The sequence below is a fragment of the Thermomonospora cellulosilytica genome (assembly GCF_014138835.1).
Taxonomy (GTDB): domain Bacteria; phylum Actinomycetota; class Actinomycetes; order Streptosporangiales; family Streptosporangiaceae; genus Thermomonospora; species Thermomonospora amylolytica.
The window spans coordinates 3,026,957-3,052,797 of record NZ_JACJII010000001.1 but is presented as its reverse complement, the minus strand read 5'-3'; the positions used below and the strand labels follow the sequence as shown (position 1 = coordinate 3,052,797).

General features: G+C 74.8%; 28 protein-coding genes and 1 riboswitch. Of the genes, 7 read left to right on the top strand and 21 right to left on the bottom strand.

The genetic code is table 11. From position 1 onward, the window contains the following. Positions 1 to 48 precede the first annotated feature (48 nt). The 14 genes from cobT to HNR21_RS14625 are packed head-to-tail and all read right to left on the bottom strand — an operon-like array spanning position 49 to position 14,824. Entirely contained in the window at positions 49 to 1,791 is a 1,743-nt protein-coding gene (cobT, locus tag HNR21_RS14690) for a nicotinate-nucleotide--dimethylbenzimidazole phosphoribosyltransferase (protein ID WP_182705664.1), read from the bottom strand. Beyond that, the gene (gene cobC / locus HNR21_RS14685) at positions 1,775 to 2,797 is read right to left on the bottom strand and encodes an Rv2231c family histidinol phosphate aminotransferase CobC (protein ID WP_182705663.1); all 1,023 of its coding nucleotides are present in this window, start codon (positions 2,795 to 2,797) and stop codon (positions 1,775 to 1,777) included. The genes cobT and cobC overlap by 17 nt, the downstream gene beginning before the upstream one ends. Beyond that, positions 2,787 to 3,701: a sirohydrochlorin chelatase gene (locus tag HNR21_RS14680; protein WP_220500162.1), complete on the bottom strand. Its 915-nt coding sequence runs from the start codon at positions 3,699 to 3,701 to the stop codon at positions 2,787 to 2,789. The genes cobC and HNR21_RS14680 overlap by 11 nt, the downstream gene beginning before the upstream one ends. Beyond that, a complete protein-coding gene (locus HNR21_RS14675) occupies positions 3,701 to 4,321 on the bottom strand; it encodes a precorrin-8X methylmutase (RefSeq protein WP_182705662.1) in 621 nt (206 codons plus the stop codon). Before HNR21_RS14675 ends, HNR21_RS14680 begins: the two co-directional genes overlap by 1 nt. Continuing rightward, positions 4,318 to 4,503, bottom strand: a complete 186-nt coding sequence (locus HNR21_RS36000; RefSeq protein ID WP_312881033.1) for a 4Fe-4S binding protein — start codon at positions 4,501 to 4,503, stop codon at positions 4,318 to 4,320. Before HNR21_RS36000 ends, HNR21_RS14675 begins: the two co-directional genes overlap by 4 nt. Further along, positions 4,500 to 6,305 carry a precorrin-3B C(17)-methyltransferase gene (cobJ, locus tag HNR21_RS14665; RefSeq protein WP_182705660.1) on the bottom strand — a complete coding sequence of 602 codons (1,806 nt, stop codon included), beginning with the start codon at positions 6,303 to 6,305 and terminating at the stop codon, positions 4,500 to 4,502. Before cobJ ends, HNR21_RS36000 begins: the two co-directional genes overlap by 4 nt. Continuing rightward, positions 6,302 to 7,579, bottom strand: coding sequence for a precorrin-6y C5,15-methyltransferase (decarboxylating) subunit CbiE (gene cbiE, locus HNR21_RS14660; RefSeq protein WP_182705659.1), 1,278 nt, complete (start codon positions 7,577 to 7,579; stop codon positions 6,302 to 6,304). The genes cobJ and cbiE overlap by 4 nt, the downstream gene beginning before the upstream one ends. Then, a complete protein-coding gene (locus HNR21_RS14655) occupies positions 7,576 to 8,772 on the bottom strand; it encodes a cobalt-precorrin-5B (C(1))-methyltransferase (protein ID WP_182705658.1) in 1,197 nt (398 codons plus the stop codon). The genes cbiE and HNR21_RS14655 overlap by 4 nt, the downstream gene beginning before the upstream one ends. Further along, the gene (gene cobM, locus HNR21_RS14650; RefSeq protein WP_182705657.1) at positions 8,769 to 9,575 is read right to left on the bottom strand and encodes a precorrin-4 C(11)-methyltransferase; all 807 of its coding nucleotides are present in this window, start codon (positions 9,573 to 9,575) and stop codon (positions 8,769 to 8,771) included. The genes HNR21_RS14655 and cobM overlap by 4 nt, the downstream gene beginning before the upstream one ends. After that, the gene (gene cobI, locus HNR21_RS14645) at positions 9,572 to 10,291 is read right to left on the bottom strand and encodes a precorrin-2 C(20)-methyltransferase (RefSeq protein WP_182705656.1); all 720 of its coding nucleotides are present in this window, start codon (positions 10,289 to 10,291) and stop codon (positions 9,572 to 9,574) included. The genes cobM and cobI overlap by 4 nt, the downstream gene beginning before the upstream one ends. A 46-nt stretch (positions 10,292 to 10,337) precedes the next feature. Then, positions 10,338 to 10,871: a GNAT family N-acetyltransferase gene (locus tag HNR21_RS14640; protein WP_182705655.1), complete on the bottom strand. Its 534-nt coding sequence runs from the start codon at positions 10,869 to 10,871 to the stop codon at positions 10,338 to 10,340. After that, the gene (locus HNR21_RS14635; RefSeq protein ID WP_182705654.1) at positions 10,868 to 12,226 is read right to left on the bottom strand and encodes a cobyrinic acid a,c-diamide synthase CobB; all 1,359 of its coding nucleotides are present in this window, start codon (positions 12,224 to 12,226) and stop codon (positions 10,868 to 10,870) included. Before HNR21_RS14635 ends, HNR21_RS14640 begins: the two co-directional genes overlap by 4 nt. Next, positions 12,223 to 12,825 (bottom strand): cob(I)yrinic acid a,c-diamide adenosyltransferase, encoded by a 603-nt coding sequence (cobO, locus tag HNR21_RS35265; protein WP_182705653.1) that lies wholly within the window; start codon positions 12,823 to 12,825, stop codon positions 12,223 to 12,225. Before cobO ends, HNR21_RS14635 begins: the two co-directional genes overlap by 4 nt. Positions 12,826 to 12,838: 13 nt before the next feature. Beyond that, positions 12,839 to 14,824 carry a putative cobaltochelatase gene (locus HNR21_RS14625; RefSeq protein ID WP_182705652.1) on the bottom strand — a complete coding sequence of 662 codons (1,986 nt, stop codon included), beginning with the start codon at positions 14,822 to 14,824 and terminating at the stop codon, positions 12,839 to 12,841. Positions 14,825 to 14,897: 73 nt separating this feature from the next. Further along, a riboswitch (cobalamin riboswitch) is annotated at positions 14,898 to 15,018 on the bottom strand. 126 nt (positions 15,019 to 15,144) lie between these two features. On the opposite strand from HNR21_RS14625, the gene HNR21_RS14620 reads away from it, so the two are divergent. Further along, the gene (locus HNR21_RS14620) at positions 15,145 to 16,011 is read left to right on the top strand and encodes an oxygenase MpaB family protein (RefSeq protein ID WP_182705651.1); all 867 of its coding nucleotides are present in this window, start codon (positions 15,145 to 15,147) and stop codon (positions 16,009 to 16,011) included. A 21-nt stretch (positions 16,012 to 16,032) separates the two neighbouring features. On the opposite strand, the gene HNR21_RS14615 is transcribed toward HNR21_RS14620, so the two are convergent. Next, positions 16,033 to 16,650 carry an ATP-binding protein gene (locus HNR21_RS14615; RefSeq protein WP_182705650.1) on the bottom strand — a complete coding sequence of 206 codons (618 nt, stop codon included), beginning with the start codon at positions 16,648 to 16,650 and terminating at the stop codon, positions 16,033 to 16,035. Positions 16,651 to 16,829: 179 nt separating this feature from the next. On the opposite strand from HNR21_RS14615, the gene HNR21_RS14610 reads away from it, so the two are divergent. The 3 genes from HNR21_RS14610 to HNR21_RS14600 all read left to right on the top strand — a co-directional run bounded on the left by HNR21_RS14610 (position 16,830) and on the right by HNR21_RS14600 (position 19,011). Continuing rightward, positions 16,830 to 17,669: a helix-turn-helix domain-containing protein gene (locus HNR21_RS14610; RefSeq protein WP_182705649.1), complete on the top strand. Its 840-nt coding sequence runs from the start codon at positions 16,830 to 16,832 to the stop codon at positions 17,667 to 17,669. A 5-nt stretch (positions 17,670 to 17,674) separates the two neighbouring features. Then, a complete protein-coding gene (locus HNR21_RS14605; RefSeq protein ID WP_198679409.1) occupies positions 17,675 to 17,884 on the top strand; it encodes a DUF397 domain-containing protein in 210 nt (69 codons plus the stop codon). A gap of 107 nt (positions 17,885 to 17,991) precedes the next feature. Then, the gene (locus tag HNR21_RS14600; protein WP_182705648.1) at positions 17,992 to 19,011 is read left to right on the top strand and encodes an LLM class F420-dependent oxidoreductase; all 1,020 of its coding nucleotides are present in this window, start codon (positions 17,992 to 17,994) and stop codon (positions 19,009 to 19,011) included. Between the two features lie 104 nt (positions 19,012 to 19,115). Here the strand turns inward: HNR21_RS14600 and HNR21_RS14595 are convergent, their stop codons facing one another. Further along, on the bottom strand, positions 19,116 to 19,331 hold the full coding sequence (locus HNR21_RS14595) for a hypothetical protein (protein WP_182705647.1): 216 nt from the start codon (positions 19,329 to 19,331) through the stop codon (positions 19,116 to 19,118). A gap of 250 nt (positions 19,332 to 19,581) precedes the next feature. Here HNR21_RS14595 and HNR21_RS14590 point away from each other — a divergent pair, with 250 nt between their 5' ends. The 3 genes from HNR21_RS14590 (at position 19,582) to HNR21_RS14580 (ending at position 21,455) form a co-directional block, all read left to right on the top strand. Next, positions 19,582 to 19,923 carry a hypothetical protein gene (locus HNR21_RS14590; RefSeq protein ID WP_182705646.1) on the top strand — a complete coding sequence of 114 codons (342 nt, stop codon included), beginning with the start codon at positions 19,582 to 19,584 and terminating at the stop codon, positions 19,921 to 19,923. An 87-nt stretch (positions 19,924 to 20,010) separates the two neighbouring features. Continuing rightward, positions 20,011 to 20,694, top strand: a complete 684-nt coding sequence (locus HNR21_RS14585) for a DUF4328 domain-containing protein (protein WP_182705645.1) — start codon at positions 20,011 to 20,013, stop codon at positions 20,692 to 20,694. A 41-nt stretch (positions 20,695 to 20,735) separates the two neighbouring features. Next, complete coding sequence (locus tag HNR21_RS14580; RefSeq protein ID WP_182705644.1) at positions 20,736 to 21,455, top strand: sulfite exporter TauE/SafE family protein; 720 nt, start codon at positions 20,736 to 20,738, stop codon at positions 21,453 to 21,455. 141 nt (positions 21,456 to 21,596) lie between these two features. Here the strand turns inward: HNR21_RS14580 and HNR21_RS14575 are convergent, their stop codons facing one another. The 5 genes from HNR21_RS14575 to HNR21_RS14555 all read right to left on the bottom strand — a co-directional run bounded on the left by HNR21_RS14575 (position 21,597) and on the right by HNR21_RS14555 (position 25,689). Next, entirely contained in the window at positions 21,597 to 22,241 is a 645-nt protein-coding gene (locus HNR21_RS14575) for a class F sortase (RefSeq protein WP_182705643.1), read from the bottom strand. Between the two features lie 2 nt (positions 22,242 to 22,243). Further along, the gene (locus HNR21_RS14570; protein ID WP_182705642.1) at positions 22,244 to 23,092 is read right to left on the bottom strand and encodes a hypothetical protein; all 849 of its coding nucleotides are present in this window, start codon (positions 23,090 to 23,092) and stop codon (positions 22,244 to 22,246) included. Between the two features lie 261 nt (positions 23,093 to 23,353). Beyond that, on the bottom strand, positions 23,354 to 24,826 hold the full coding sequence (locus tag HNR21_RS14565) for an MFS transporter (protein ID WP_182705641.1): 1,473 nt from the start codon (positions 24,824 to 24,826) through the stop codon (positions 23,354 to 23,356). A 120-nt stretch (positions 24,827 to 24,946) separates the two neighbouring features. Beyond that, positions 24,947 to 25,231, bottom strand: coding sequence for a DUF6504 family protein (locus tag HNR21_RS14560; RefSeq protein WP_182705640.1), 285 nt, complete (start codon positions 25,229 to 25,231; stop codon positions 24,947 to 24,949). 185 nt (positions 25,232 to 25,416) lie between these two features. After that, positions 25,417 to 25,689 carry a hypothetical protein gene (locus HNR21_RS14555; protein ID WP_246442164.1) on the bottom strand — a complete coding sequence of 91 codons (273 nt, stop codon included), beginning with the start codon at positions 25,687 to 25,689 and terminating at the stop codon, positions 25,417 to 25,419. Between the last annotated feature and the right edge of the window lie 152 nt (positions 25,690 to 25,841).

Sequence of the window (25,841 nt, the reverse complement as noted above, 5' to 3'; positions counted from 1 at the left end):
GGGGCATATGGAGAGTGGTCGACCGCAGTCGATAGCGGAGCGTGACACTCAGGAGCGGTCGTGTCCGCTCTTGTCGCTGACGCCCGCCGCGTCGAACGTGGCGACCTCGTGCAGCACGCGCACCGCGCCCTGCACCAGAGGCAGCGCCAGCAGGGCCCCGGTGCCCTCGCCGAGCCGCAGCTCGAGGTCGACCAGCGGACGTAGTCCCAGCTCCTCCACGGTAACGGCGTGTCCGGGCTCGGCCGAACGGTGCCCCGCCACGCAGGCGTCCACCGCCCGCGGGCACAGCGCCGCCGCGACCAGCGCCGCCGCCCCGGCGATCACGCCGTCCAGCACGACCGGGACGCGGGCCGCCGCGCCGCCGAGGACGAACCCGGCCAGCGCCGCGTGCTCCAGCCCGCCGACCTCGGCCAGCACCCGCAGCGGGTCGGCGGGGTCGGGCCGCGCCCGGTCCAGGGCGGCGCGGACCACCTCGATCTTGTGGCGGTGGGTGGCGTCGTCGATGCCGGTGCCGCGGCCGGTGACCCGCTCCGGCGGCAGGCCGGTGAACGCGGCGATCAGGGCGGCCGACGCGGTGGTGTTGGCGATGCCCATGTCGCCGGTGAGCAGGCAGCGGTTCCCGGCGGCGACCAGGTCGCGGGCGACCTCGATGCCGGTCTCCATCGCCCGGCGGGCCTGCTCGGGCGTCATCGCGGGCCCCCGGGTCAGGTCGGCGGTGCCGTGGGCGACCTTGCGGGGCAGCAGGCCGGGGGCGTCCGGCAGGTCGGCGGCCACGCCCACGTCCACCACGGTGACCTCGGCGCCGACCTGCCCGGCGAACGCGTTGACGACCGCGCCCCCGGCCAGGAAGTTGGCCACCATCTGGGCGGTGACCTCCTGCGGCCAGGGGGAGACGCCCTGGGCGTGCACGCCGTGGTCGGCGGCGAAGATCGCGACGGCGGCGGGTTCGGGGACCGGCGGCGGGCAGGTCCCGGCGAGCCCGGCCAGCCGGACCGACAGGTCCTCCAGGGCGCCGAGCGCGCCGGGCGGCTTGGTCAGCCGGGACTGCAGGTCGCGGGCCTCGGCCATGGCGGCCTCGTCGAGGGGCCGGACGGCGGCGACGGTCTGCTCGATCAGATCCACGGGTTCCTCTCCTGGCAGGCCACGACGGCCGTAGGACTCCTGGTGGACGGCCCAGGCCAGCGGGCGGCGGCGCGCCCAGCCGGTCAGGGCGAGCCGGGGCGCGGGCGGGAACTCGGCCACATGCCCCAGGCACAGGTAGGCGATGACCTCGAGGTGGGCGGGCAGGCCCAGCTCGGCGGCCAGTTCGCGTTCGGAGAAGAAGCTGACCCAGCCGACGCCGAGACCTTCGGCGCGGGCGGCCAGCCACAGGTTCTGCACCGCGCACGCCACCGAGTAGGCGGCGGTGCGGGGCTGGGCGTGCCGGCCCAGCGGGTTGCGTCCGCCGCGGGTGGGGTCGCAGGTGACGGCGATGTTGACCGGCGCCTCCCGGATCGCCTCCACCTTCAGCCCGGCGAACGCCCTGCGGCGGGCGGGCGTGAGGCTGCGGGCGTACGCCTGCCGCTGGGCCTCGGCCAGCGCCCGGACGCGTTCGCGGCGGGCCGGGTCCCGGATGACCAGGAAGTCCCAGGGCTGGGTGAGGCCGACCGAGGGGGCGCGGTGGGCGGCGGCCAGCACGCGGGTGAGCGCGTCGTCGTCGACCGGGTCGGGCAGGAAGCCCTCGCGGATGTCGCGGCGTTCGGCGATGACCTGGTAGATCGCCTCGCGGGCCAGGTCAGCGGCGGAGGTCATCGAGCGTCTCCAGCAGGGTGTCGTTCGTCGCGGGATCCCGTACGGCGATCCGCAGCCAGTCGGGGCCCAGGCCGGGGAACGTGTCGCCGCGCCGGACGGCCAGGCCCCTGGCCCGCAGGCGCTCGCGCAGGTCGTGCGCGCCCGGGGTACGGACGCACAGGAACGAGGCCCGCGCGCCGGGGACGGGCGACAGGCCGCGGCGGCCGAGTTCGGCGGCGAACCGGTCGCGTTCGGCGGCCATCTCCCGCGCCCAGGCGTCGGCCTCGGCCAGCGCGGACGGCTCGCAGCACGCCTCGACGGCGACGAGGGCGGGGGTGGAGACCGCCCACAGCGGCTGCGCCTCGGCCAGGGCGGCGACCAGCGGCGGCTCGGCGAGGACGTATCCGGCGCGCAGCCCGGCCAGCCCCCACGTCTTGGTGAGGCTGCGCAGCACCACCAGCCCGGGGAGGCGGACGGCGGCGAGGCTTTCGGGCTCGCCGGGGACGCAGTCCATGAACGCCTCGTCCACCACGACGGTGCGGCCGGGGCGGGTCAGCGCGGCGATCTCGGCGGCCGGGTGCAGCACCGAGGTCGGGTTGGTGGGGTTGCCGACCATCACCAGGTCGGCGTCGGCGGGGACGCGCGCCGGGTCCAGCTTGAAGTCACCGTCCAGGATCGCCCGTTCCACCGGGTGACCGGCCGCCCGCAGCGCCGCCTCCGGCTCGGTGAACTGGGGGTGCACCACGACCGCGCGGCGCGGCGCGAGCGCCCGTGCCAGCAGCACGAACGCCTCGGCGGCCCCGGCGGTCAGCAGCACCTCGTCCGGGGCGCGGCCGTGCCGGGCGGCCACCGCGTCGCGGGCGGCGCTCGGGTCGGGGTAGGCGGCCAGGTCGCCGACCGAGCGGCGGATCCGCTCGGCCAGCCAGGCGGGCGGGGTGCCCGGCCGCACGTTGACGGCGAAGTCGGCCAGCCCTCCCCCGACCTCGGCGTCCCCGTGGTGCCGCAGGTCGATGCCGTCAGTGCCCATGGCCGTGACCGTGGGCGTGCCCGTGGCCGTGGGCGTGGGCGGGGTCGTCGGGGTGGTGGTGCGGGGTCTGCGGCGCGCCGACCCGGTCCTCGAAGCCGGGCATGGCGATGCGGTAGACGCAGGTGTCGCAGTTCATCCGGATGTCCCCGGCGAGGGCCTCGGCGTAGCGTTCGGCGACCAGGTCGGCCAGGCCGTCGCAGTCGCCGATGACCTCGGCGCAGCGGACGTCCAGCTCGGGATGCCCGGCCGCGTACTCGAGGGACTGCTCGACCACCCGGTCCGGCAGGACGCCGGGGAACAGGAAGTACGGCAGCACCACGATGCGGCGGGCGCCCAGGCGGCGGCAGCGTTCCAGGCCCTCGGCGACGCCGGGACGGGCCAGCGACACGAACGCCGCCTCCACCGCCATCAGCCCCGGCCCCTGGTCGGGTCCGCCCGCGCCGCGCCCCTCCCAGAACAGCCGGGCGACCTTGTGCACCTCGGCGTTGGCGTCCGGGTCGGTGGAGCCGCGCCCCACCAGCAGCACGGCGGTGTCCTCGCCGGGGGGCATGACGGCGCGCAGCCGTTCCTCCAGCAGCGCCAGCAGGGTGGGGTGGGGGCCGAGGGGACGGCCGTAGACGTACGACAGGCCGGGGTGGCGGACCTGCTCGCGGGCCATCGCGCCGGGGATGTCGCCCTTGCCGTGCCCGGCGGCGACCAGCACGATCGGGACGGCGGCGATCCGCCGGTGGCCGCGCCCGTACAGCTCGGCGACGGCCTCGGTGAGCGGCGGCGGGGACAGTTCGATGAACCCGCCGGCCACGTCGACGGGCATCCGGGCGCGCAGCCGGTCCACGAACTTGCCGAACTCGGCGACGCCCGTCTCGTCACGGGTTCCGTGGCCGACCATCAGCAGCGGCGTCATCACCGGGAGCCTCCGTGGTACAGCAGGGCGTTGACGGCGGCGGCGGCGACCGCCGAGCCGCCCTTCTCGGAGACGTTGGACACCTGCGGCAGCCCGGAGTCGCGCAGCGCCTGCTTGGACTCGGCGGCGCCGACGAACCCCACCGGCAGGCCGACCACCAGCGCGGGCCGCACGCCGAGCCGGATGATCTCCTCCAGCGCGGTGGGGGCGCAGCCGACGACCCACACCGCGCCGGGGCCGACCTCGGAGTACGCCAGCCGGATCCCGGCGGCAGAACGGGTCAGGCCCGCCGCCCTGGCCATCCGCGCGGCGGCCGGGTCGGCGACGTAGCACAGGGCGCGGCGGGCGGTGATCCCGGCGGCGACCATCTCCACGTCGGCCACCACGGGCGCGCCCGCCCGCAGCGCGGCCAGCCCGCGTTCCAGGTGGGCCTCGTCGGTGACCAGGTCGACGGCGTACTCCAGGTCCGCGCTGGCGTGGATGACCCGTTCGGCGACCGCCCGCCACAGCGGCGGCATCGGCGACAGGTCGACCCGGGAGCGCAGGATCTCGTACGAGCGCACCTCGATCGGGTGGGGGCGGCGGGTGGCGGTGCCGCCCGGGGGGCCGGGCTCGGTCATGCTTCTCCTCGACGGGGCTCGGTGGGGTCGATGGCGTCCACCGGGCAGATCTCGACGCATTCCAGGCAGCCGGTGCACAGGTCGGCCCGTACCAGCAGGGTGGGGCCGTGCGGCCGGATGGCGTGCTCGGGGCAGGTCAGCAGGCAGGCGCCGCAGCCGGCGCAGCGCTCGGTCACCGTCACGCCCACCGGTACCCCCGGGGGGTGACGAATCGCCCGGCGACGGTGCGGCTGCGCGCCGAGCCGACCAGCACGACGGTGAACATGTCGACCCGCGCCGGGTCCAGGTCGGCGAGCGTGGTGACGGTGACCGACTGGTCGGGGCGTCCGGCGTTGCGGACGACGCCGACCGGGGTGGCCGGGGGGCGGTGCTCGGCGAGGACGGCGAGCGCCTTGGGGAGCTGCCAGTCCCGGGCCCTGCTGCGCGGGTTGTAGAAGCAGACGGTGAAGTCGCCCTCGGCGGCGGCGCGGACCCGGCGTTCGATGATCTCCCAGGGGGTGTGCAGGTCGGACAGGGAGATGTAGGCGTGGTCGTGGCCGAGGGGCGCACCGAGCAGGCTGGCGGCGGCGACGGCGGCGGTGATGCCGGGCACGCCCTCGACCTCGATGTCCTCCCCGGCGAACTCCAGCGCCGGGCTGGCCATCGCGTAGATCCCGGCGTCCCCCGACCCGATCAGCGCGACGGCGTGCCCGCCGCGCGCCTCCTCGACGGCGGTACGGGCGCGTTCCTCCTCCTGGCCGAGGCCGCTGGCCAGCACGCGGGTGCCGGGCCGCAGCAGGTCGCGGATCTGGTCGACGTACTGGTCCAGCCCGACGACGACCGACGCCCACCGCAGGGCGTCGGCCGCCCGGGGGGTGAGCAGGTCCCGCGCTCCGGGCCCGAGCCCGACGATCGTCAGCCGCCCTCTGGGCACGAGCCGGGCGACGGCGACGGTGGCGTTCGCGGTCTTGCGCTTGGCCACGACCAGCTCGGCCCCGCGCCCGAACGAGCGGGCCGCCCGCAACGCCGCCGCCTCGGCCACGCTGGGCGTGCCGACCTCCGCCCGGACGACCTCCGAGGGATTGGGAACGTCCACCCCGGCCAGCACGTCCGCCGGGAAGGTCACCACCTCCCAGCCCCGTTCCCGGGCGGCCTCCAGGATCCCGGCCTCGTCCGCCTTGAGATCGACGGTCGCCACGCACCGCACCGACGCCGGGGAAAGCCCCGCCTCCCCCAGCGCCCGGTCGATCAGGTCTCCGACCTCCTCAGCGGACACACCGCGCGCCGACCCGACCCCCACCACCAGAGACGGCGGCCGGTACACCAGCTCACCGCCGCGCGCGAGCGCCGTTTCCGGTGACCGCTCCACGACGGCGCCCACCGACGTGTCAAGGGTGTGATCGACATCGGGTGCGGACGAGCCGTCCGTCTCGGCAGGGAACGGCGAGAGCCGGTCGGTGATGCGGATCGTCAGGGGGGTGTCGGCGTCGGGGCGGACGTTGGGCGGCAGTGGGGGCAGCGGCCAGGTCTGGTCGGCGGCCAGGCGGACGGGATCGCCGGACAGGACGGCGGCGCCCACGCGGGGGAGCATGTCCGGATTGTCCACCGTGAAGCCGAGGTCGTCACCGTAGGAGTCGAGGGCTGTGACGTTCCCCTGGTCGCTGGCGGTGGTGATGGCGGCCGTGCACCCCAGGGCGGCGGCCAAGCGGTGGGCGAGGGCGTTCGCGCCATGGTGGCCGCCCACGACGGGCACGGCGAACTGCAGGGCCTCGTCCACGCAGACGACGGCGGGGTCCTCGGTCTTGTGGCCGAGCAACGGGGCCAGGATGCGGACGGTGGCGCCCACGGCGAGGAACGCGACGATCTGGTCGCAGGTGCGCCAGGCCTCCCGGAGGGCGTCGGCCGGGCCGGTGTCGGTGAACGGGCGGACCTCGCCCGGCCAGCGTTCGGCCAGCGTGGCGGCGGCGGCCCGGCCGGCTGCGGTCGCGGCGACGATACCGATCAATGGTCGGCCTCCGGGAGTTCGGCGAGGGTCTGGGGACGGCGGGCGGGTTCGGGCCGGGGGGCCGGGGGCGGTGCGGCGTCGCGGTCGCCCCAGACGACGAAGACGGGGTTGGTGGCGGCCAAGCGGTGCACGTCGCCGGGGAGCGGGGACAGGCGGCTGGCCTGGAGCTGTACGGCCTGGGCGGTGAGGCCCTCGGCGGTGAGGGCGTCGAGGGTGGGGCGGACGCGTTCGACGGAGGCGAGGGCGACCACGACGCTGCGCAGGGCGCGGGCGGCGCAGGCGCGCACGACCTCGGGTCCCCCGCCGCCGACGAAGACGGCGTCGGGGTCGGGCAGGTGGTCCAGGATGGCGGGGGCCTCGCCGCGCGACACCGCAACCCGGACGCCGTGGGCGCGGACGTTGGCGCGGATCCGGTCGCAGGACTCCGGGTCGCGTTCGACGGCGACGGCGGCGGCGCCGAAGCGGGCGCACTCGATGGCGACCGAGCCGCTGCCCGCGCCGATGTCCCAGACCATGTCGCCGATCCGCGGACCCAGCCTGGCCAGCGCGAACGCCCGCACCTCGGCCTTGGTGACCACCGAGTTGCGGTGCTCGAACGCCTCCTCCGGCAGCGCCCACGACGACGGTCCGGGGCGGGCGCCGGCGATCCAGCCCCGTTCCCCCACGGAACGGCCGGAGTCCAGGACGAGCACCACGTTCGGGTCGCGCCACGGCCGGGTGGTGGCCTCGGCGGGGCGGCAGCGGACGACCCGTTCGGACGGGCCGCCCAGGTCCTCGCACACCACGAACGTGCGGGGATGCTGCGGGAACAGCGCCCGGCCCAGCTCGGCGGGACCGGCGCCGGGAGCGGTCAGCACGGCGACCTTGGGGTGGGCGCGGCAGGCGTTGACGGCGCGGCGCAGGTCACGGCCGTGCGCGGAGACCACCAGCGCGTCGTCCCAGGGCAGCCCGGCGCGGGCGAACGCCTGCGCGACCGACGACAGCGCGGGCAGCACGTGCGGCTCGTGGCCGCGCTCCCGCAGCGCCCGCACGATGCCGAAGAACCCGGGGTCGCCGCTGGCCAGCACCACCACGTCCCCGGACGCCTTGTCGACCTCCTTGTCGATCTCGTCGAGGGCGGCGCCGACGCCGCCCATCACGACCGTGCGGGCGCCCGGCGGCACCCGCACGGCCGCCAGGTGCCGGGCACCGCCCACGACCAGGCGCGCCCGCGCCAGCCGCTCCGAGGCCGGAGCGGGCAGCGGCGACCCGTCGTACCCGACCACGGTGATCATCGCGCCAGCCGCCCGTACATGGAGACCATCCGCTCGCCGGTGAAGTCCACCATCACCACCTGGACGGCCAGCTCTCCCCCGGCCTCCTCGGCGGCGAACCGTTCCAGCACCCCGGCGACCCGGCGGCACAGCTCGCGCCCGCAGCGGCCCAGCAGCCCGGCGTCCTCCCACAGCTCGTAGGCGTGCCGGGCGGTGTTGGCGGCGGCGACCTCGGCGGCCAGTTCGGCGCTGCCGCCCATCTCGGTGGTGATCTCGGCGAGCAGGTCGGTGGACACGCGGGAACGGGTGTAGTGGGTCATCAGCACCCCGGCGGCGAGCTTGGTGAGCTTGCCGACCATGCCGACGAAGACCACCTGCCGCAGCCCGTGCTGCACGGCCCGCCGCAGCGCCGCCCCGGTGAAGTCGCCGACCTCCACGAAGCACACCTCGGGCAGCCTGGGCAGCATCTTCATGGCGCCCTTCTCGGTGCGCCCGCCGGTGCACAGCACGAGGGTGTCCTCGCCCTGGGCGGCCATCACCGACACGGCCTGTTCGACGCTGGCCCGCCAGGAGGCGGTGGAGAACGGCCGGACGATGCCGGTGGTGCCGAGGATGGAGATGCCGCCGAGGATCCCCAGCCGCTTGTTGGTGGTCTTGCGGGCCATCCGCTCGCCCTCGGGGACGGAGATCACCACCCGGACGCCGCGTCCGGTGCCGGGCTCGGCGGGCCGTTCGGGCGGGGCGTCCAGGTCGGTGCCGGTCAGCGCCTCGGCGACGGCGTGGGTGATCATGCGGCGGGGCACCGGGTTGATCGCCGGCCCGCCCAGTTCCAGCCCCAGGCCGGGCTTGGTGACCACGCCGACGCCCTCGCCGCCGTCCAGTTCGATGCCGGGCCGGTCCAGCCAGGACACGTCGGCGGTGATGTGCGCGCCGTGGGTGACGTCGGGGTCGTCGCCGGCGTCCTTGACCACCACGGCCCGCGCCCGCCCGCCGGTCAGCGCGGACTCCTCGACCCTGAACGTCACCCGGTTGCCGGACGGCAGCGCGATCTGCACGTGGTCGGCGTGCCTTCCGGTGCGCAGCAGGGCGGTGGCGGCCTTGGCGGCGGCGCTGGCGCACGAGCCGGTGGTCCAGCCGGTGCGCAGCGCCCGCTGCCGGACCTTCATGGTGCGCGGCATGTCCGGCTCGCGCAGCTCTGGTTCCTCGGAGGTCATGGCCGGTGAGCTTCCCTCAGCTCCGCCCTGGCGCTGCGGTCGGCGCGCCGGAACCCGTGGAAGTGGCCCGGGTGGTACAGGTGCGAGCGGGTGCCGCCCGCCGCCAGCGCCGGGCCGACCAGCACCAGCGTGTGCTTCCACAGCCTGTGGGCCTTCATGGTGTCGGCCAGCTCGCCCAGCGCGCAGCGGACGATCAGCTCGTCGGGCCAGGTGCACTGGTAGGCGACCACGCAGGGGGTGTCCGGCGGGTAGCCGCCTTCCAGCAGCTCGTTCTGCAGCTGCCGGGACCGGGCCGCCGACAGGAACAGCGCCATCGTCGTCCCGTGCCGGGCGAACTCCCGTACCTCCTCGCCCGGAGGCATCGGGGTCTTGCCGCCGCCGAGCCGGGTCAGGATCACCGACTGGGCGACCTCCGGGATGGTCAGCTCGCGCTGCACGGCGGCGGCCACCGCGCTGAAGCTCGACACCCCGGGGATGACCTCGGTCTCCAGCCCCAGCTCGCGGCACCGGTCGATCTGCTCCTGCAGCGCCCCCCACAGGGCCGGGTCGCCGGAGTGGATGCGCGCCACGGTCAGCCCCTCGTCGCGCGCCCGCTCGTAGTACGGCAGGACGCCCTCCATGGGGAGCTTGGCCGAGTCGAGGATCTCGGCGTCGGCGCGGGCGTGCTCCAGGACGTCGGGATGCACCAGGCTGGCCGCCCAGATGACCACGTCGGCGGCGCCGATCGCCCGCGCGGCCCGCAGCGTCAGCAGGTCCGCCGCCCCCGGCCCGGCCCCGACGAAGACGACCTTTCCGCTGGTCACAGCTTGCCTCCTCGGCTGACACGGGAGCTGGGGACGATCAGGGTGGACAGGTACGGCACCGGGCCCGCGAGGTCCCGGGCGGGCCGGATCTCCTCGCCGGGCAGGCCCAGGCGGACCCCGCAGACCGCGTCGTCGATACGGCCGGTCTCCTTGAGGACCGCCACGACCTCCTCGGCGACGGACCCGAACTTGTAGGCCACCACCGTGTCGCAGGTCTGCAGCGCCTCACGGAAGCCCTCGACGCCGCCGGTCAGCGGGACCAGCCCGAGGGATTCGGCGCCCTCGGTGAGCACGGTGCCCGAACGCGACGCCAGGTCCTGCATGGCCGTGATCCCGGGAACGGTCTCCACGGTGACGGCCGGGCGGCGTTCCCGCACCGCCTGCGCCAGGTAGGTGAACGTCGAGTACACGTTGGGGTCGCCGATGGTGGCGAACGCGACCGTGCCCGCGCCCTCGTCGAACGCCCGCACCACCCGGTCGGCCGCCCCGTCCCAGGCGGCGGCGCGGCGCGGGGTGACCCCGCCCCGGTCGTTCAGCGCGAACACCACCCGCTCGGCCCGGTCGGTGTAGGCGCGCACCACCGACTCGGCCCGCCCCGGCTCGTCCAGCGCCATCACCGGAACGAGGGTCAGGTCGGCCTCCCGCAGGATCCGCACCGCCTTGACGGTGACCAGCTCCGGATCACCGGGCCCCACCCCGATCCCGATCAGCCTCATTCCGCTTCCCTCGTCTCTCGTCGCTTCCCGGCCCGTCCGGCCCGGATCAGGGCTCGGCGAGCCGGGCGAACATCACCAGGTCCGTCCGCACCCCGCCGGGCAGCAGGCCGGCCCGGCGCAGCACGGCCTCGCGGACGAAGCCGGCGCGTTCGGCGACCCGCTGGGACGGCTCGTTGCCGACCGCCGCCAGCAGCTCGACCCGGTACAGGCCCTCGGCGAAGGCGTAGTCCACGACCCGGTGGACCGCCTCGGTGATCAGGCCCCGGCCGCGCGCCCACGGGGCCAGCCAGTAGCCGATCTCGACCCGGCCGAACATCCAGTCGGCGCGCTGCAGGCTCACCGAGCCCGAGCAGCGGCCGTCCACCTCGACCGCGAAGCCGATCTTGTGCACCGGGTCCTCGTGGACGATCCGGGTGCAGAACTCGCGGGCCTGCTCGGCGTCCTCGTCCGGCGCCCACAGCATCCAGCGCAGCATCTCGGGGTCGCGGGCGGCCTCGACCACGTCGGGCACGTCGCGTTCGGCGAACGGGCGCAGCAGCAGCCGGTCGGTGGTCAGGGTGACGCCTCGGTCGAACGTCATCGGCGGGCCTCCATCGCGTCCACGAGACGCCGTGCGATCTCCGGTCGGCCGGTCCAGTGCAGGTGCAGGTAGGAGGCGACGCAGTTGCCGGTGGCGAACCCGTCCTTGCGGGAGCCGCGCGGACGCATCGCCCACTGCCAGGCCGGCGCCGGTCCGTGGGCCGGGTCGACGGCCGTGCGATGGAATTCATGCCCGTTCAGCCGTTCGCCCGTACGGGCCACCACCGAGTCGGTGAGCGCGACGGCGGTGCGGTAGCCGAGGGTGAGCCGGGGCGTCATCGCGGCGGTGGCGTCCAGCACCCCGCACATCGGCACCCCGTCCAGCTCCCGCACCAGGTAGAGCAGCCCGGCGCACTCGGCGTACACGGGGGCCCCCGAGGCCGCCAGCCGCCGGATCTGCGCGCGGAGCGGCTCGTTGGCCGACAGCTCCTTGGCGTACATCTCGGGGAAGCCGCCGCCGATCACCAGGCCCCGGGCGTCCTCCGGCAGGGACTCGTCGCGCAGCGGGTCGAAGCGGACGACCTCGGCCCCGGCGGCGGTCAGCAGTTCCTCGTTCTCGGCGTACCCGAACGTGAACGCCGCCCCTCCGGCGACCGCCACCACGGGCCGCGCGCCGCCGGGAGCCGGTTCCACCGCGTCGGCGGGGCTCCAGGCGGGCGCGGTCAACGGCGGTGCGGAACGGGCCAGGGCCAGCAGCGCGTCCAGGTCACAGCTCTCGGCGACGATCTCGCCCAGCCGCCGTACCGTCGCGACCGCCTCGGCGTCGCGTTCGGCCGCCGGGATCAGCCCGAGGTGGCGGGAGGGGGTCGCCACGTCGTCACGGCGCCGCAGCACCCCCAGCACGGGCACCGACAGCTCCTCGACCGCGGTACGGCACAGGTGCTCGTGCCCGTCGGAGCCGATCCGGTTGAGGATCACCCCGCCCAGCCGCACGTCCCCGTAGCCGCGGAAGCCGTGCACCAGCGCCGCCACCGAACGCCCCGCCGCCGACGCGTCCACCACCAGCACCACGGGCGCGTCCAGCAGCCGGGCGATGTGCGCGGTGGAGGCGAAGTCGTCCCGGTCGTTCGCCCCGTCGTACAGGCCCATCACGCCCTCGACCACCGCGATGTCCGCACCGCGCGCCCCGTGCCGCAGCAGCGGGACGATCAGGTCCTCGCCGGACAGGAACGGGTCCAGGTTGCGCCCGGGACGGCCGGTGGCCAGCGCGTGGTAGCCGGGGTCGATGTAGTCGGGCCCGACCTTGTGCGGGGAGACCGCCAGGCCCCGCGCCGCCAGCGCCGCCATGAGCCCGGTGGCCACCGTCGTCTTGCCCGCCCCGGAGGCCGGGGCGGCGACGACGAGCCGGCCAGTCACCACTCGATGCCCTTCTGGCCCTTCTGGCCCCGGTCCATCGGGTGCTTGACCTTGCCCATCTCGGTGACCAGGTCGGCGAACTCCACCAGGTCGGGGTGCGCGTCCCGGCCGGTGATCACCACGTGCTGCCGGCCGGGGCGGTCCCGCAGCGCCTGGATCACGTCGGCGACGTCGATCCACCCCCACTTGATCGGGTAGGTGAACTCGTCCAGCACGTACAGCCGGTAGGTCTGGGCCGCCAGGTCCCGCTTGATCTGCTCCCAGCCCTCGCGGGCGTCGGCGGCGTGGTCGGCCTCGGTGCCGGGCCGCTGGATCCACGACCAGCCCTCGCCCATCTTGTGCCAGGTCACCGGGCCGCCCTGACCGGACTCGCCGAGCACCCGCAGCGCGGTCTCCTCGCCGATCCGCCACTTGGCGGACTTGACGAACTGGAACACCCCGATCGGCCAGCCCTGGTTCCACGCCCGCAGCGCCAGCCCGAACGCGGCGGTGGACTTGCCCTTGCCCTGCCCGGTGTGCACGATCACCAGCGGCCGGTTGCGGCGCTGCCGGGTGGTCAGCCCGTCGTCGGGAACGTGCTCCGGCCTGCCCTGTGGCATTCTCGGTCCTCCCTCACGCCGCCCGGGCGTCGCGGACGACCCGCGTCAGCCCGCCCGCGGCCAGCTCCTCCAGCCGTACGGCCTGCGCGCCCATCCGGTCGGCGAGCCGTCCGGCCAGGCCGAGCCGCACCGGCCCAGACTCACAGTCCACCACCACGGCGGCGACGCCGCGCAACAGGGCGGCGGCCCGGGCCGGGTCGGGGCCGTGGGTGTTGCGGCCGTCGGTCACCGTCACCAGCAGCGGGCGGCGGGCCGGATCGCGCAGCCGCTCCACCCGCAGCACCTCGGCGGCCCGCAGCAGCCCGGCGGCCAGCGGGGTGCGGCCTCCGGTGGCCAGCCGTTCCAGCCTGCGGGCGCCGGCCTCCACCGAGGAGGTCGGCGGCAGCACCAGCTCGGCCCCGGTGCCGCGGAACGTGATCAGCCCGACCTTGTCGCGCCGCTGGTAGGCGTCCAGCAGCAGGCTCAGCACCGCGCCCTTGACGGCCCGCATCCGCTGCCGGGCCGCCATCGAGCCGCTGGCGTCCACGACGAACAGCACCAGGTTGCCCTCGCGCCCGTCCCGAACGGTCTCGCGCAGGTCGTCGGGCGTGATGATCAGGCCGGTCCCCGTACGCCCCCGTGCCCGCTGGTGGGGCGCGGCGGCGCGGAGGGTCGCCATCAGGTGGACGCCCCGCGACCCGGGCCGCGCGCCCGACACCCGCCCGTAGGGGGTGCGGGCCTTGGAACGGCGGCCGGGCGCTCCGTTCCCGACGCCGGGGACGGTGAACAGCCGCGGCTTGTAGGCGGCGTCGGCGGGCGCGGGCTCACCGTCGCTCGACGCTCCCGGCGGGCTTCCGGCGTCCGCTGTGGCGGCGTTCCCCTGCGTCGGGGAGGGCGTGCCGTCCTCGGGTGCTCCGTCCGGCGCCGCCGGGCCGCCGTCGGCCGGGGCCGGGGGCCGCCCGCCGCCCGGGCCGTCGGGGTCGTCGTCGGGCGGCTCGGGGTCGGCGTGCTCCCGGAGGGTCTGGTCGAGCTTGTCCTCGTCGAGGCCGGGGGCGTCGAACGGGTCGCGGCGGCGGCGGTGCGGCAGCGCCAGCCGGGCCGCCTGCCGGACGTCCTCGGCGGTGACGGCGTCGCGGCCGTGCCAGGCGGCCAGGGCGATCGCGGCGCGGGCGGTCACCAGGTCGGCGCGCAGCCCGTCCACCTCGAACGTCGCGCACACGGCGGTGATCTGGCGCAGCGCCGCGTCGGTCAGCGCCACGCCGGGCAGCCGTCCGCGGGCGGCGGCGATCCGCGCCGCCAGCTCGGCCTCCGCCTCGGCCCACTCGGCGGCGAAGCCGTCGGGGTCGTCCTCGAACCGCAGCCGCCGCCGCACCACCTCGGCGCGTTCGGCCGGATCGCGGGTGGCGGCGACCTCGACGGTGAGCCCGAACCGGTCCAGCAACTGGGGCCGCAGCTCGCCCTCTTCGGGGTTCATGGTGCCGACCAGCAGGAACCGGGCGGCGTGCTGGACAGAGACGCCCTCGCGCTCCACATGGGAGCGGCCCATCGCGGCGGCGTCCAGCAGCAGGTCGACCAGGTGGTCGTGCAGCAGGTTGACCTCGTCGACGTAGAGCACGCCGCGGTGCGCGGCGGCCAGCAGTCCGGGTTCGAACGCCTTGACGCCCTCGGTGAGGGCCCGTTCGATGTCCAGCGACCCGGTCAGCCGGTCCTCGGACGCGCCCACCGGCAGTTCCACCAGCCGGGCGGGGCGCTGCGCGGCCCCGGCGCCGTCCGGCGGGTGCGGGCCGTCCGGGCAGGAGGGGTCGGGGGCGGCCGGGTCGCAGGAGAACCGGCAGCCCGCCACGACCGTCACCGGGGGCAGCAGCGCGGCCAGCGCCCGGACGATCGTGGACTTGGCGGTGCCCTTCTCGCCGCGGACCAGCACCCCGCCGACGCCCGGCGAGACCGCGTTGATCAGCAGGGCGAGCTTGAGGTCGGCCATCCCGACGACGGCGGAGAAGGGGTAGCGGGGGGCGCTCATGGAGCCCCGGCCGATGCGGGGGCGGCAGGCGGCATGGTCGATACGTCCTTCCTCGGGTGTCCACGCCCGTGAGGTCCGGCTCCACACGACGGCCGGCGTTCCTGGCTCCCCGCCGGCGTGCCGGCGGGTCACAGTTGCGGGACAGCCCCGGATTCGCACCGGGTTCCACCGCGTCCGTCGCCTGCACAGGATGACACACCGTCCGGCCCGGCCCCTAGTCACGGTGGGGTGACACCGCTCGCAGCCGCCCACCGGAAGGTATTGGACGAAATGTCGACAACTCTATTGGCAGGTCGCCAATAAAGTGCTTCACTGGCGGCATGGACGATCTCGCCGCCACCGGGCGCACGCTCCCCTACCGCCCCGGTGACGTCTGCTGGACGGTGCTCCGCGAGCCGGTGCAGAACCTCGGCCTGTCCACCCTGCTGCTGCTCCAGGTGACGCATCCGCTGGTCGCGGCGGGCGTGGAGCAGTTCTCCAGCTACGCCTCCGACCCGTTCGGACGGCTGTGGCGCACCGCCGACATCATGCTCAAGATGTCGTTCGGCGACCCCGAGGTGTCGGCCAGGCAGTCGGCCCTGTTCCGCCGCATCCACAAGCGCGTGGAGGGCACCAGCGACGAGGGCGTGCCGTACCGGGCGCTGGACCCCGACCTGCTGATGTGGGTGTGGGCCACCGGCGCGTGGGCCTCCCTCGACCTGTACGAGCGGACCTTCGGGCGGCTGCCCGACGCCGAACGCGCCCGCTACTACGAGGAGCAGAAGCTGCTCGCGTACGCCTGCGCCATCCCCGAGGGGCACTGCCCGCCGGACCTGGAGGCGTTCGGGGAGTACTTCGACCGGGTCATCGAGACGGAGCTGAAGCCGACCCGGCTGTCGGACAAGCTCATGCACCGCCACCCCGACTCCCCGCGGCTGCCGCTGCCCGGCCCGGTCGCCTCCGCCTACACCCGGTTCAACATCCTCGCGGCGGGCGCCCTGCTGCCGGTGCGGGTGCGCGAGATGCTGGACGTCCCGTGGAGCCCGGCGCGGGAACGGGCGTTCAACGCGATGCTGGCCGCGCACCGGGCGGGCGCCCGGGTCGTTCCCGCCAGGGTGCGCCACCGGCCCGTCGACTACCTGGTGTCCCGGGACCGGCCGCTGCAACTGCTGCGCACCCCGCCGGGCAGGCGGCGCCGCGCGGCCTGAACGGCCCCGCCCGCCGCGCCGCTACCGGGTCTCGCCGGTGACGCGGCGGGCGCCGTCGAACGAGGCCGGCTCGCCGCACGCCACCGGGGGCAGGGCGAACCACACGGCCTTGCCGGGCAGCCGCCCGCCGAGCCTGGACCGCTCCCGCCGGATGCCCCAGCGCCCGCCCGACAGCTCCCGGACGATGCTCAGCCCGCGGCCGAAGTCGCCGGAGGTCCACGAGTAGCCCGGCAGGCGCGTGTCGGGCAGCCCGTCGAAGATCGCGCAGCGCAGCTCGCGGACCCCGGGGCGGCGCTGCGCGGGCACCGCGCCCGGCCCGGCGGGCTCGGGCTCGGCCGGGTACAGCCACAGCTCGTACGGCCCCCGGCCGTCGGCGTGCTGGTAGGCGTTGGTGGCCAGCTCGCTGACCATCAGCTGGGCGTCGGCGATCAGGTCGGCGGGGACGCCGAGCGCGCCGAGCGCCTGCCCCAGGACCGCCCGCGCCTCCCGGGCGCATCCGGGGCCGGCCGGCAGCGCCCACGCCCAGCCGGTGCGCTCCCGTTCGCCGGCCTCGACCGGCCCGCCGGCGTCGGGAACGGACTCGGGGCCCCGGCCCGCCGGGGCGGTGACGGGACCGCCGATCTCGGGTGAGGTCTGCACGGGAGAGTCGCCTCCAGCCGCTGCGTCAGGTGTACCGATTGTCACGCTGGGTCCCCGACCGATCACACGGACACAGCGTCTCGTGAAAGTTGCACGGCCGCAACCGACTCGGGAACTTTTGCCCACGGGGCACGACGTTCGCGTTGTGCGGTGCGGACCGAAACACCACACTTGCGCCCATGACGTACCGCCCCACGGTCCGAGGCCGCCGGCTGGCGCGGGAACTGCGCCGGCTGCGCGAACAGGAACGGCTCACCCTGCAGGACGTCGCCGACCGGCTCGGCTGGTCGCGGGCGACGGTGTCCAGGCTGGAGACCGGGCAGACCCGGCCGCGGCACACCGACGTGGCGGTGATGCTCGACCTGTACGGAGTGCCCAGCCCGCAGCGGGACGCCCTGATCGCGCTGGCCAAGCAGGCCGGGCAGCGCGGCTGGTGGACCGCCTACGCCGACGTGTTCGCCGGCAGCTACGTGGCGCTGGAGGACGAGGCGTCGCTGATCCGCTCCTGGGACGCCCAGCTCATCCACGGGCTGCTGCAGACCGAGCAGTACGCCCGCGCGGTGATCACCGCCGGCCGGATGCTGCCCACCGAGGCCGACGTGGAGCGCCGGATCGCGGCCCGCAGGGCCCGGCAGGCGCTGCTGGACCGGCCGAACGCCCCCGAGCTGCAGATGATCTTCGACGAGGCGGTGCTGCGCCGCCCGATCGGCGGCCCGGCGGTGATGCGCGAGCAGCTGCGCCATCTGGCCGGGCTGGCCGAGCGCCCCAAGATCACGGTGCGGATCCTGCCGTTCACCGCGGGCGCCCATGCCGGACTTGATGGCAGATTTACGATTTTGTCGTTCCCGGACCCCGCCGACCCCGATATCGCCTATGTGGAGGGGACCATGGGCGACGTTTACCTTGAGAGCTCAGTGGAAACAGGACAACATGGGTCGAGATTCGACCGGATCATCGATGCAGCCCTCTCCCCGGAGGAATCCGCGCACCTCCTAGCAGAGGCAGCGAAGGAGTACTAAGGGTCGTGAAGCACGTCCACCCCGCATTCGACGAACTGTCCGGCGCCGTCTGGCGCAAGTCCTCCCACAGCGGCAGCGGTGACCAGTGCGTGGAGGTCGCCGCGCTCGGCGACGGCCGGCGCGCGCTGCGCGACTCCAAGGACCCGCAGGGTCCCGCGCTGGTGCTGAGCCCCGCCGGCTGGCGGTCGTTCATCCAGGGCGTCGGCAGCCGCTGACCCCCGCCGCGCCAGGCACCTCCGGACGCTCGCTCACCCGTTCCTTCCCGAGCCACTAGAACGTGTTCTAGTATCGCGGTGCGTCGCGACGACCGGAGGTGCTCTGCGTGTCCACCCCCCTCAAGCTCGGGATCAACGTCGGCTACTGGCAGCGCGGGATCGACGACCAGACCGAGACGGTGCTGGCCGCCGAACGCCTGGGCTACGACTGCGTGTTCACCGCCGAGGCCTACGGCTCCGACGCGTTCACCACGCTGACCTGGTACGCGGCCCGCACCAGCCGGATCAGGCTGGGCACCGCCGTGGCGCAGATGTCGGCCCGCACCCCGGCGGCCACCGCGATGCACGCGCTCACCCTCGACGCCCTGTCCGGCGGGCGGCTGATCCTGGGCCTCGGCGCGTCCGGCCCGCAGGTGGTGGAGGGCTGGTACGGGATGCCGTTCCCCAGGCCGCTGGCCCGCACCCGCGAGTACGTCGACATCCTGCGCAGGATCTGGCGCCGCGAGGAGCCGGTGACCAACGACGGCCCGCACTACCCGCTGCCGTACCCCGGCGGCACCGGCCTGGGCAAGCCGCTGAAGTCGATCGTCCACCCGCTGCGCCCCGACATCCCGGTCTACCTGGGCGCCGAGGGGCCGAAGAACATCGCGCTGGCCGCCGAGATCGCCCAGGGCTGGCTGCCCCTCTTCGTGGACCCGGCCAAGATCGACGCCCTGTTCGGGGAGTCCCTGGCGGGCCGGCCACCCGGCTTCGAGATCGCCGCGACCGTCACCACCATCGTCACCGACGACCTGTCCGCCGCCCTGGAGCTGGCCAAGATCCCGCTCGCCTTCTACATCGGCGGCATGGGCGCCAGGGACCGCAACTTCCATCTGGACCTGATCGCCCGCCTCGGTTACGCCGACCAGGCCGCCAAGGTCCAGGAGCTCTTCCTGGCCGGCCGGCGCGACGAGGCCGTCAAGGCCGTTCCCGACGAGCTGGCCGACTCCATCTCCCTGCTCGGGCCCCTCCCCCGCATCCGCGAACGCCTCCGGCTGTGGCGCGACAGCCCCGTGACCACCCTGCTCATCGCCGGGGTCCGCGACGAACCCACCCTGCGCGCCCTCAAGGAGGCCGCCGAGTCCTGATCCCGATCGGACCCTGATCGGACACGGCACGGCGCGCCGTCCCGGGCCGGGACGCGTTCGAGGCCGACTTCGAACGCGCGGGCCGGGGAGGGCGCGCCGTGGTCTCAGGCGGCCAGCGGGGTCCGGTGGCCGGGCTTGGCGGGCAGGGCGGTGACGGTGGCCAGACGGTCGTCCGGCCCGGCGGGCGAGGCGGGGGCCTCGGGGTAGGCGTTGGTCATCAGGCCGGCGTACTCGGTGAGCCAGGGCTCGATGAGCGTGCGCTCGGCCGGTCCGTGCAGCGACGCGTGTGCGATGTGGGCCGTGCCGTCGTGGATGTTCATGCCGCGGTCCCCTTCCGTGTCGCCGTGGCGGGGCTGCCCTGAGGTACGCCCCGCAGGCTCGAGGGGTTCATTCCCCCTGTTCACATCAAGCTATCCAGCCCCACCGACATTCCCGTCGAACAGAAAATCGATCCCGCGGGGCGGGCGGGGGCCGCCGTTCCCGTCCGTGCGCCGGTCCGGGGCGGTGGAACGATGGGCACATGACGACCTCCGTGCCGACCGCCGCCCGGGAGTGGAGGCCGGGCGTCCTGTGACCCTGCCCACACTGTGGATCCTCGCGGCCACCGGCTGGCTGCTGATGGCGATCGGCCTGGCCCGCGCCCCGGCGGACATCGCCCGCACCGCCGCCCTGACCGCGCACGCGCTCACCCCGTTCGGGGTGCTGCTGGTCAGCGCCGCCCTCGGCTACGGGTCGCTGTTCGCGCTGCTGGCGCTGGCCGCCGAGTGGTGGGCGGCGGTGCTGGTCACGCTGGGACGGCCGTGGCGGCTGGCCGACCCTGCGCGGCACGGGGCGGCCGGGCCGGTCCGGCTGGCCGCCTGGCTGGCGGCGTTCGGCACGCTGGCCGCCGGGCTGACGGCACTGATCGTTTGACCTGGGCGTTCGCGTTGTGACCCGGCATCGGCCAAATGTACGTAGCATCTGGGTGAAAGGGCCGCAAAGACCGTCCGGAGGTGGCCAATGCCGTGTGCGCTGTGCGGCGACATCATCCCCTCACAGGTCGCCCGGTGCCCGGCCTGCGGCGCCTGGGCTCGTCGGCGTGACTTCCGCGCCGTCGGCGTCGCGGTGTTCATGCTGCTGGGCTTCAACGCGTTCATCGCCTTCGGCGCGGGGATCAGCCTGCTGCGGATGAACCGGCCGCTGGCCGAGCTGACCAGGGACGGCTACGACGCCGTCGCCACCGCGCAGGCGCTGGCCCCGTACGCGGACGTGTTCACCATCTCCACGGTGCTGGGCGCCATCACCGGCGTGCTGTACCTGGCGTGGCTGTGGCGGGCGGCCGGGCAGGCCGCCGGGCCGCGCCCCTACCCCCGGCGCTGGGTGGTGCTCGGCTGGCTGATCCCGGTGGTCAACCTGGTGCTGCCGCCCCGGATCGTGCACGACGTGTGGGTGAGCAGCGGCCGGTTCAGCGTGGCCGGGCGGCACTCGGTGGGCGTGCTGGTGGGCGCCTGGTGGGTCAGCCTGCTGGCGGCGGTCGGGCTGGGCCAGGCGTTCCCGAACGGCGCCGAGAGCCTGCCGGAGGCCCGGTTCAGCGTGCATCTGGGCGTCGCGGCGGCGGCCTGCCACGCGCTGGCGGCGGCGCTGTGCATGGTGTCGGTCTTCCAGATCACCCGGCTGCAGCTGGACCGTCCCGTGGCGACCTGACCGCCGGGCGCGCCGACGCGCCCGGTAACGTTCCATGGCCTATGGCCGACCTGGACTTCCTGCTGATCGGCGGGCTGGCCGCGCTGCTCGGCGCGATCGTGCAGAGCAGCGTCGGGCTCGGTGTGGGACTGGTCGCCGCGCCCGTCGTCACGCTGCTGTACCCGTCGCTGATGCCCGGCGCGATCCTGGTGGCGGCGGTGGTGCTGCCGCTGGCCACGCTGTCCCGGGAGCTGCGGCACGCCGATCTGCGCGGCCTGGGCTGGGCGTTCGGCGGGCGGGTCGCCGGCACCCCGCTGGGGGTGTGGGTGGTCGCCGCGGTGCCGCTGCGGGTGCTCGGGGTGCTGGTCGGCGCGATGGTGCTGGCCGCGCTCGGGGTCACGCTGTGGTCGGGGCGGGTGCCGCGCAACCCGGCCACGCTGACGGCGGCCGGGCTGGTGGCGGGGGCCACCGGGACCGCCTCGGCGATCGGCGGCCCGCCGATCGCGCTGCTGTACCAGCGGGAGAGCGGCCCGCGGGTGCGCGCGACGCTGGCCGTCTTCTTCACCGTGGGGGCGCTGCTGTCGCTGGTCACCCTGGCCGCCGTCGGGCGGCTCCCGGGCGAGCAGGTGGCGGCGGGGCTGGCGCTGACCCCGTTCGTGCTGGCCGGTTTCGTGCTGGCGGGGCCGTTGCGGCGTTTTCTCGACGGCGGTCACATGCGGGTCGCCGTCACCGCCGTGGTGGGCCTGTCGGCGGTCGTCCTGATCGTGCGCAACCTGCTCTAGATCGTGCCCGGCCCGCTCCGGCCGGCGCCATTTCCCGCAATTCACCGGACGACCGGAATTCGTTCACCGCATCCGATGTCCGGGCGCCGGAAAATGCCGCCCGGTCCCGCGCCGGAACGCGGGACCGGGCGAACGCTCCGATCAGGCCGCCACCATCTTCGCGTAGACGATGAGGTTGTCCTTGTAGTGGCCGGACCGCGGGTCGAAAGCGCCTCCGCAGGTCACCAGGCGCAGCGCCGAATGGTCCAGTTCCTCGCCGAAGACCTGCCGGTGCGGGAACGCGTTCTTGTCCACCCGCCGCAGCTCGGTGACGGCGAACGTCACGGTGGACCCGTCCTGGCGGGTCACCCGGATCCGGTCGCCCTCGGCCAGCTCCTTGAGCCGGTAGAACACCGCCGGCTTCTTGTTGGCGTCGACGTGCCCCAGGATGACCGAGGGTCCGGCCTCGCCCGGGGTCACGCCCTCGGAGTACCAGCCGGCCAGGTTGGGCCGCGACAGCGGCGGCTCCTGCACCCGGCCGTCGGGCAGCAGCCCGACCCCCTCCACCGGGGCCGAGACACCGATCTTGGGGATGGCGATCCGGGTGGGCCGGGACTCGCCCAGCGGCACGACGCCGGCCGCCTGGGTGGTGCCCTGGCCGGCGGCCGGGGGCGCCGAGGACGCCGGGCCGGAGGGGGCGGCGCCGTCCTCGCCGCCGCAGGCGGCCAGCAGGGATGCGGTGAGCAGCACACCGGCCGCCGTGCCCAGGACACGGCGGCCGGCGGCCGCGGTGAAGCGTCCGGTCAACGTTACGAACGCCCCCGCGCCGTCCGGCGGCGCAGCACGACGACGCCCAGGCCCGCGGCGAGCGCCGCGCCGGCGCCGGCGGCCATCAGCGGCATGGCGGAGTCGCCGCCGCGCTGCTCCAGGTAGAGGGTGCCGTCACCGGTGTTGATCGGGCCGGTGGGGATCCTGGTGCCCGGCTTCGGCTTCATGTCGCCGCCGTTGCCGTCGCCCGGGTCGGTCGTGTACTTGACCGCACCGTGGTCCTTGCAGATCACCGTGGCGGTGGTCGGGTTCGGCAGGGTCTGCTTGAAGGTGCCGGTGCCGCGCCACGTGTTCTCGCCGACCTTGGTCACCGTCAGCGGGCTCTGCGTGAAGCCGTTGCCGGTGATGGTCACCGCGGTCGGGCAGGTCACCGTGAAGGTGGTGCTGCCCCCCGGCACCACCCGGCGGCTGGACAGCTGCACGTCGTCGTACCCGAACGAGAACGCCGGCCTGGTCGGCGTCGGCTTGGGCGTGCCCGGCCGCTTGCCCGGCGTGGTGGTCAGCGACAGGGTGGCGGTGCCGCCCTCGATCTCGCAGGTCCACTTGGCGACGTAGGTCTTGCCCGGGGTCAGGCCGGACCGGGTCTTGCCCTTGGCGGTCCAGGTGGTGGGCTGCCCGGCGAAGGCGGGCGGCGCCGCGAACAGGCCGCTGTCGGACTGCAGCTGGGGAGCGGTGGTGCAGCCGGTCGCGGTCAGGGTGAGCGTGTCACCGGGGTAGAACGGGTTCGGGGTGGCCGAAATCGACGGCTGCGCCGCCGCGTACGCCGGTGCGGCGAAGGCCAGCGCGGCGGCGGCCGCGCCGGCACCGGCCAGGGCGAAGGTCTTGCGCATGATTCTCCGTAACACTCTCGGTACTTACGGACATTGGCCACTGTTACGACGCGTCAATGCGTTTCACGGTTGACGGAATTTCCCCGCGTTACACGATTGAGATGTTTGAAACAGATGACCGGAGTGCAGGAGCATACAGATAGGGACTGACGTTCGCCCGCATTCCGGACGCCGGTGACCGGAAACGGCCACCAGCGGACCGCCGGAAAACACCGGCGAAAGTCCGCTGGCGGCCGTCTCGTTTTTTCTGAAAACCGCTGGTCAGGCGCCGATCGGCTGGCGGGCTTCAGTGGCCTGCACGGAGCCCGCCGAGGGCGCCCGCCGGGTCCGCGGCATGGTGACCGAGATCACCAGGGACAGCAGGGCCAGGCCCGCGCCGATGGCGAACGCCAGGGTGTGGCCGGCGGTCAGCGCCTCGGCGGCCGACGTCCCGGCGGCCCGCAGGTCCTCGGCGCGGCCCGCCGACAGGGTGATCAGGGTGGCCGAGCCGAACGCCGCGCCGACCTGCTGGGTGGTGTTGAACAGCCCGGAGACCACCCCGGAGTCCTCCTCGGTGGCGTCCGACATGCCCAGCCCGGCCATCGACGGCAGCGCCAGCCCCGCGCCCAGGGAGGCCACCAGCATCGGGCCGAGCAGGTGGACCGCGTACGCGCCGTCGTGCGGGGCCTGGGACAGCCACCCCAGCCCGGCGGCGATCAGCACCAGCCCGGCCGACAGCACCGCCCGTGCGCCGAACCGGGCGGTCAGCCGGGCGGAGACGAACAGCGACACCAGGCCGATCACCAGCGCGGTGGGGAACATCCCCCAGCCGGTCCGCGCCGCCCCGTACCCGAGGACCTGCTGCATGTAGAGGGCGACGATGAACTGGAAGCCGAACATGCCGGCGACGGTGAGCAACTGGACCAGGTTCGCGGCGGCGACGTTCCGCGAGCGCAGCACCCGCAGCCGCAGCAGCGGCTGGGCGGCGGTGGCCTGGCGGACCACGAAGCCGGCCAGCAGCGCCAGGGCGAGCGCGCCCAGGCCGAGGGTCCGCGCCGAGGTCCAGCCCCGCCGTTCCGTCTCGACGATGGTGTAGACGGCGAGCATCAGCCCGGCGGTGACCAGCGCGGCGCCCAGCACGTCGGCCCCGCGGCGCAGTCCCAGGCCCCGGTCGGCGGCCAGCACCCGCACCGCCAGCCCGCCGGCGACCACGCCCACCGGCACGTTCACGAAGAAGATCCAGTGCCAGTCCAGCGCGTCGGTGAGCACTCCCCCGGCGACCAGGCCGACGGAGGCCCCGGCCGCGCCCACGGAGGCGTACGCGCCGATCGCACGGGCCCGTTCGCGGGGCTCGGGGAACAGCAGCACCACCATGCCGAGCCCCACCGCCGAGGCCAGCGCGCCCCCGGCGCCCTGCAGGAACCTGGCGGCGATCAGCAGTTCCTCGGAGGTCGCCAGCCCGCACAGCAGCGAGGCCAGCGTGAACAGGGCCATCCCGGCCAGGAACACCCTCTTGCGGCCGACCAGGTCGCCCAGCCGGCCGGCCAGCAGCAGCAGCCCGGCGAACGGGATCAGGTAGGCGTTGACCACCCAGGCCAGCCCGGAGGCCGACAGGCCCAGGTCGGCCTGGACGGCGGGCAGCGCCACGGTGACGATCGTCCCGTCCAGGATGATCATCATCGAGGCGGCGCAGAGCAGGACCAGGGCGAGCCATCGGGAGCGCGCGGGGGTCGGGTCGGCGGGCACGGCGGACATCGGTCATCTCCTTCGCTGTGACGACGGAGACGACAGTAGCAGATAGTTTTGTTACAGACTATCTTCCGGCAATCGTTCCGCTTCGGACTCGTTCATGACATGACGGCGCGGCCCGCGGGCTCAGTCCCACATCCGCGAGAGGGTCCAGGCGTCGCCGGAGGGCTCGTGCCGCAGCTCGTACACCCCGACCTCCTCGGCGGGGGTCGCCTCCACCCGCCAGAACTCGCGCTCTCCCGGGTTCTCCCAGAACGGGTCGCCGGTGTGCTGCTCGCGCCACCAGTCCCGGGTGGTGACCCAGTGCTCCAGCACCCGCAGCACCCGGTAGGGCCGGTCGCGCCAGACGAACCTGACCGGCCGGCCGCCGCACACGGCCACCTGGACCGGATCCCCGAACACGCGCGCCATCAGCCTGCTCCGCCTCCGCACGCCGGACGCCACCACGGGGCGGCCCGGCCGGCATGCCGCATCGATCCACGCAGAGCGCCGCACGGGGAAAGGCATGCGGCTCTCGTTCGAACAGATGTTCGGCAGCAGTCTAGGAACCGGGGCGCGCGAGCCGCAAACCCGCCACGCCCGGCACCAGAAAGGGCTCAGCCGAGCAGCCGGGCGATCTGGTCGGCGGCCAGCGCGGGGCGGCCGACGTCGCCGGTGCCGCCACCGGCCCACAGATAGCACCAGGTCTCGCCCGCGGGCATGGCCACCACCATCACCTGCCGCCGGGTCACCGGGTGGGCCACGTGCAGCACCGACTCGCCCGGCCCGGCCAGCCGCCAGCTCAGCCCGCGGGCCTCGATCTCGTACGCCAGCGCGGCCAGATGGTGCCGCCGCGCATCGGCCATCTCCTGGGCGCCGAACGGGGGCAAGTCAGCCGCCTCGCCGGTGCGAGGAGCTCACGACCTGTGGCAGTCTGTGAACAGGCGGTGACATAAGGCAACCCCGTCCCAAGGATGACCCGCTAGATGCCCGAACGGCCGCCGCTGATCCGTCAACCGGCCGCAACGGGACAATAGCGGGT

Excerpts from the sequence above, each read along its gene's own strand:
- HNR21_RS14560 (WP_182705640.1), bottom strand. The coding sequence starts at position 25,231 with ATGGCGCGCGTGTTCGGGGATCCGGTCCAGGTGGCCGTGTGCGGCGGC.
- HNR21_RS14565 (WP_182705641.1), bottom strand. The coding sequence starts at position 24,826 with ATGTCCGCCGTGCCCGCCGACCCGACCCCCGCGCGCTCCCGATGGCTC.
- cobT (WP_182705664.1), bottom strand. The coding sequence starts at position 1,791 with ATGACCTCCGCCGCTGACCTGGCCCGCGAGGCGATCTACCAGGTCATC.
- cobC (WP_182705663.1), bottom strand. The coding sequence starts at position 2,797 with ATGGGCACTGACGGCATCGACCTGCGGCACCACGGGGACGCCGAGGTC.
- HNR21_RS14595 (WP_182705647.1), bottom strand. The coding sequence starts at position 19,331 with ATGAACATCCACGACGGCACGGCCCACATCGCACACGCGTCGCTGCAC.
- HNR21_RS14680 (WP_220500162.1), bottom strand. The coding sequence starts at position 3,701 with ATGACGCCGCTGCTGATGGTCGGCCACGGAACCCGTGACGAGACGGGC.
- HNR21_RS14610 (WP_182705649.1), top strand. The coding sequence starts at position 16,830 with ATGACGTACCGCCCCACGGTCCGAGGCCGCCGGCTGGCGCGGGAACTG.
- HNR21_RS14570 (WP_182705642.1), bottom strand. The coding sequence starts at position 23,092 with ATGCGCAAGACCTTCGCCCTGGCCGGTGCCGGCGCGGCCGCCGCCGCG.
- HNR21_RS14655 (WP_182705658.1), bottom strand. The coding sequence starts at position 8,772 with ATGACCTCCGAGGAACCAGAGCTGCGCGAGCCGGACATGCCGCGCACC.
- cbiE (WP_182705659.1), bottom strand. The coding sequence starts at position 7,579 with ATGATCACCGTGGTCGGGTACGACGGGTCGCCGCTGCCCGCTCCGGCC.
- HNR21_RS14675 (WP_182705662.1), bottom strand. The coding sequence starts at position 4,321 with ATGACCGAGCCCGGCCCCCCGGGCGGCACCGCCACCCGCCGCCCCCAC.
- HNR21_RS14580 (WP_182705644.1), top strand. The coding sequence starts at position 20,736 with ATGGCCGACCTGGACTTCCTGCTGATCGGCGGGCTGGCCGCGCTGCTC.
- cobO (WP_182705653.1), bottom strand. The coding sequence starts at position 12,825 with ATGCCACAGGGCAGGCCGGAGCACGTTCCCGACGACGGGCTGACCACC.
- HNR21_RS14640 (WP_182705655.1), bottom strand. The coding sequence starts at position 10,871 with ATGACGTTCGACCGAGGCGTCACCCTGACCACCGACCGGCTGCTGCTG.
- HNR21_RS14625 (WP_182705652.1), bottom strand. The coding sequence starts at position 14,824 with ATGAGCGCCCCCCGCTACCCCTTCTCCGCCGTCGTCGGGATGGCCGAC.
- HNR21_RS14620 (WP_182705651.1), top strand. The coding sequence starts at position 15,145 with ATGGACGATCTCGCCGCCACCGGGCGCACGCTCCCCTACCGCCCCGGT.
- HNR21_RS14585 (WP_182705645.1), top strand. The coding sequence starts at position 20,011 with ATGCCGTGTGCGCTGTGCGGCGACATCATCCCCTCACAGGTCGCCCGG.
- cobI (WP_182705656.1), bottom strand. The coding sequence starts at position 10,291 with ATGAGGCTGATCGGGATCGGGGTGGGGCCCGGTGATCCGGAGCTGGTC.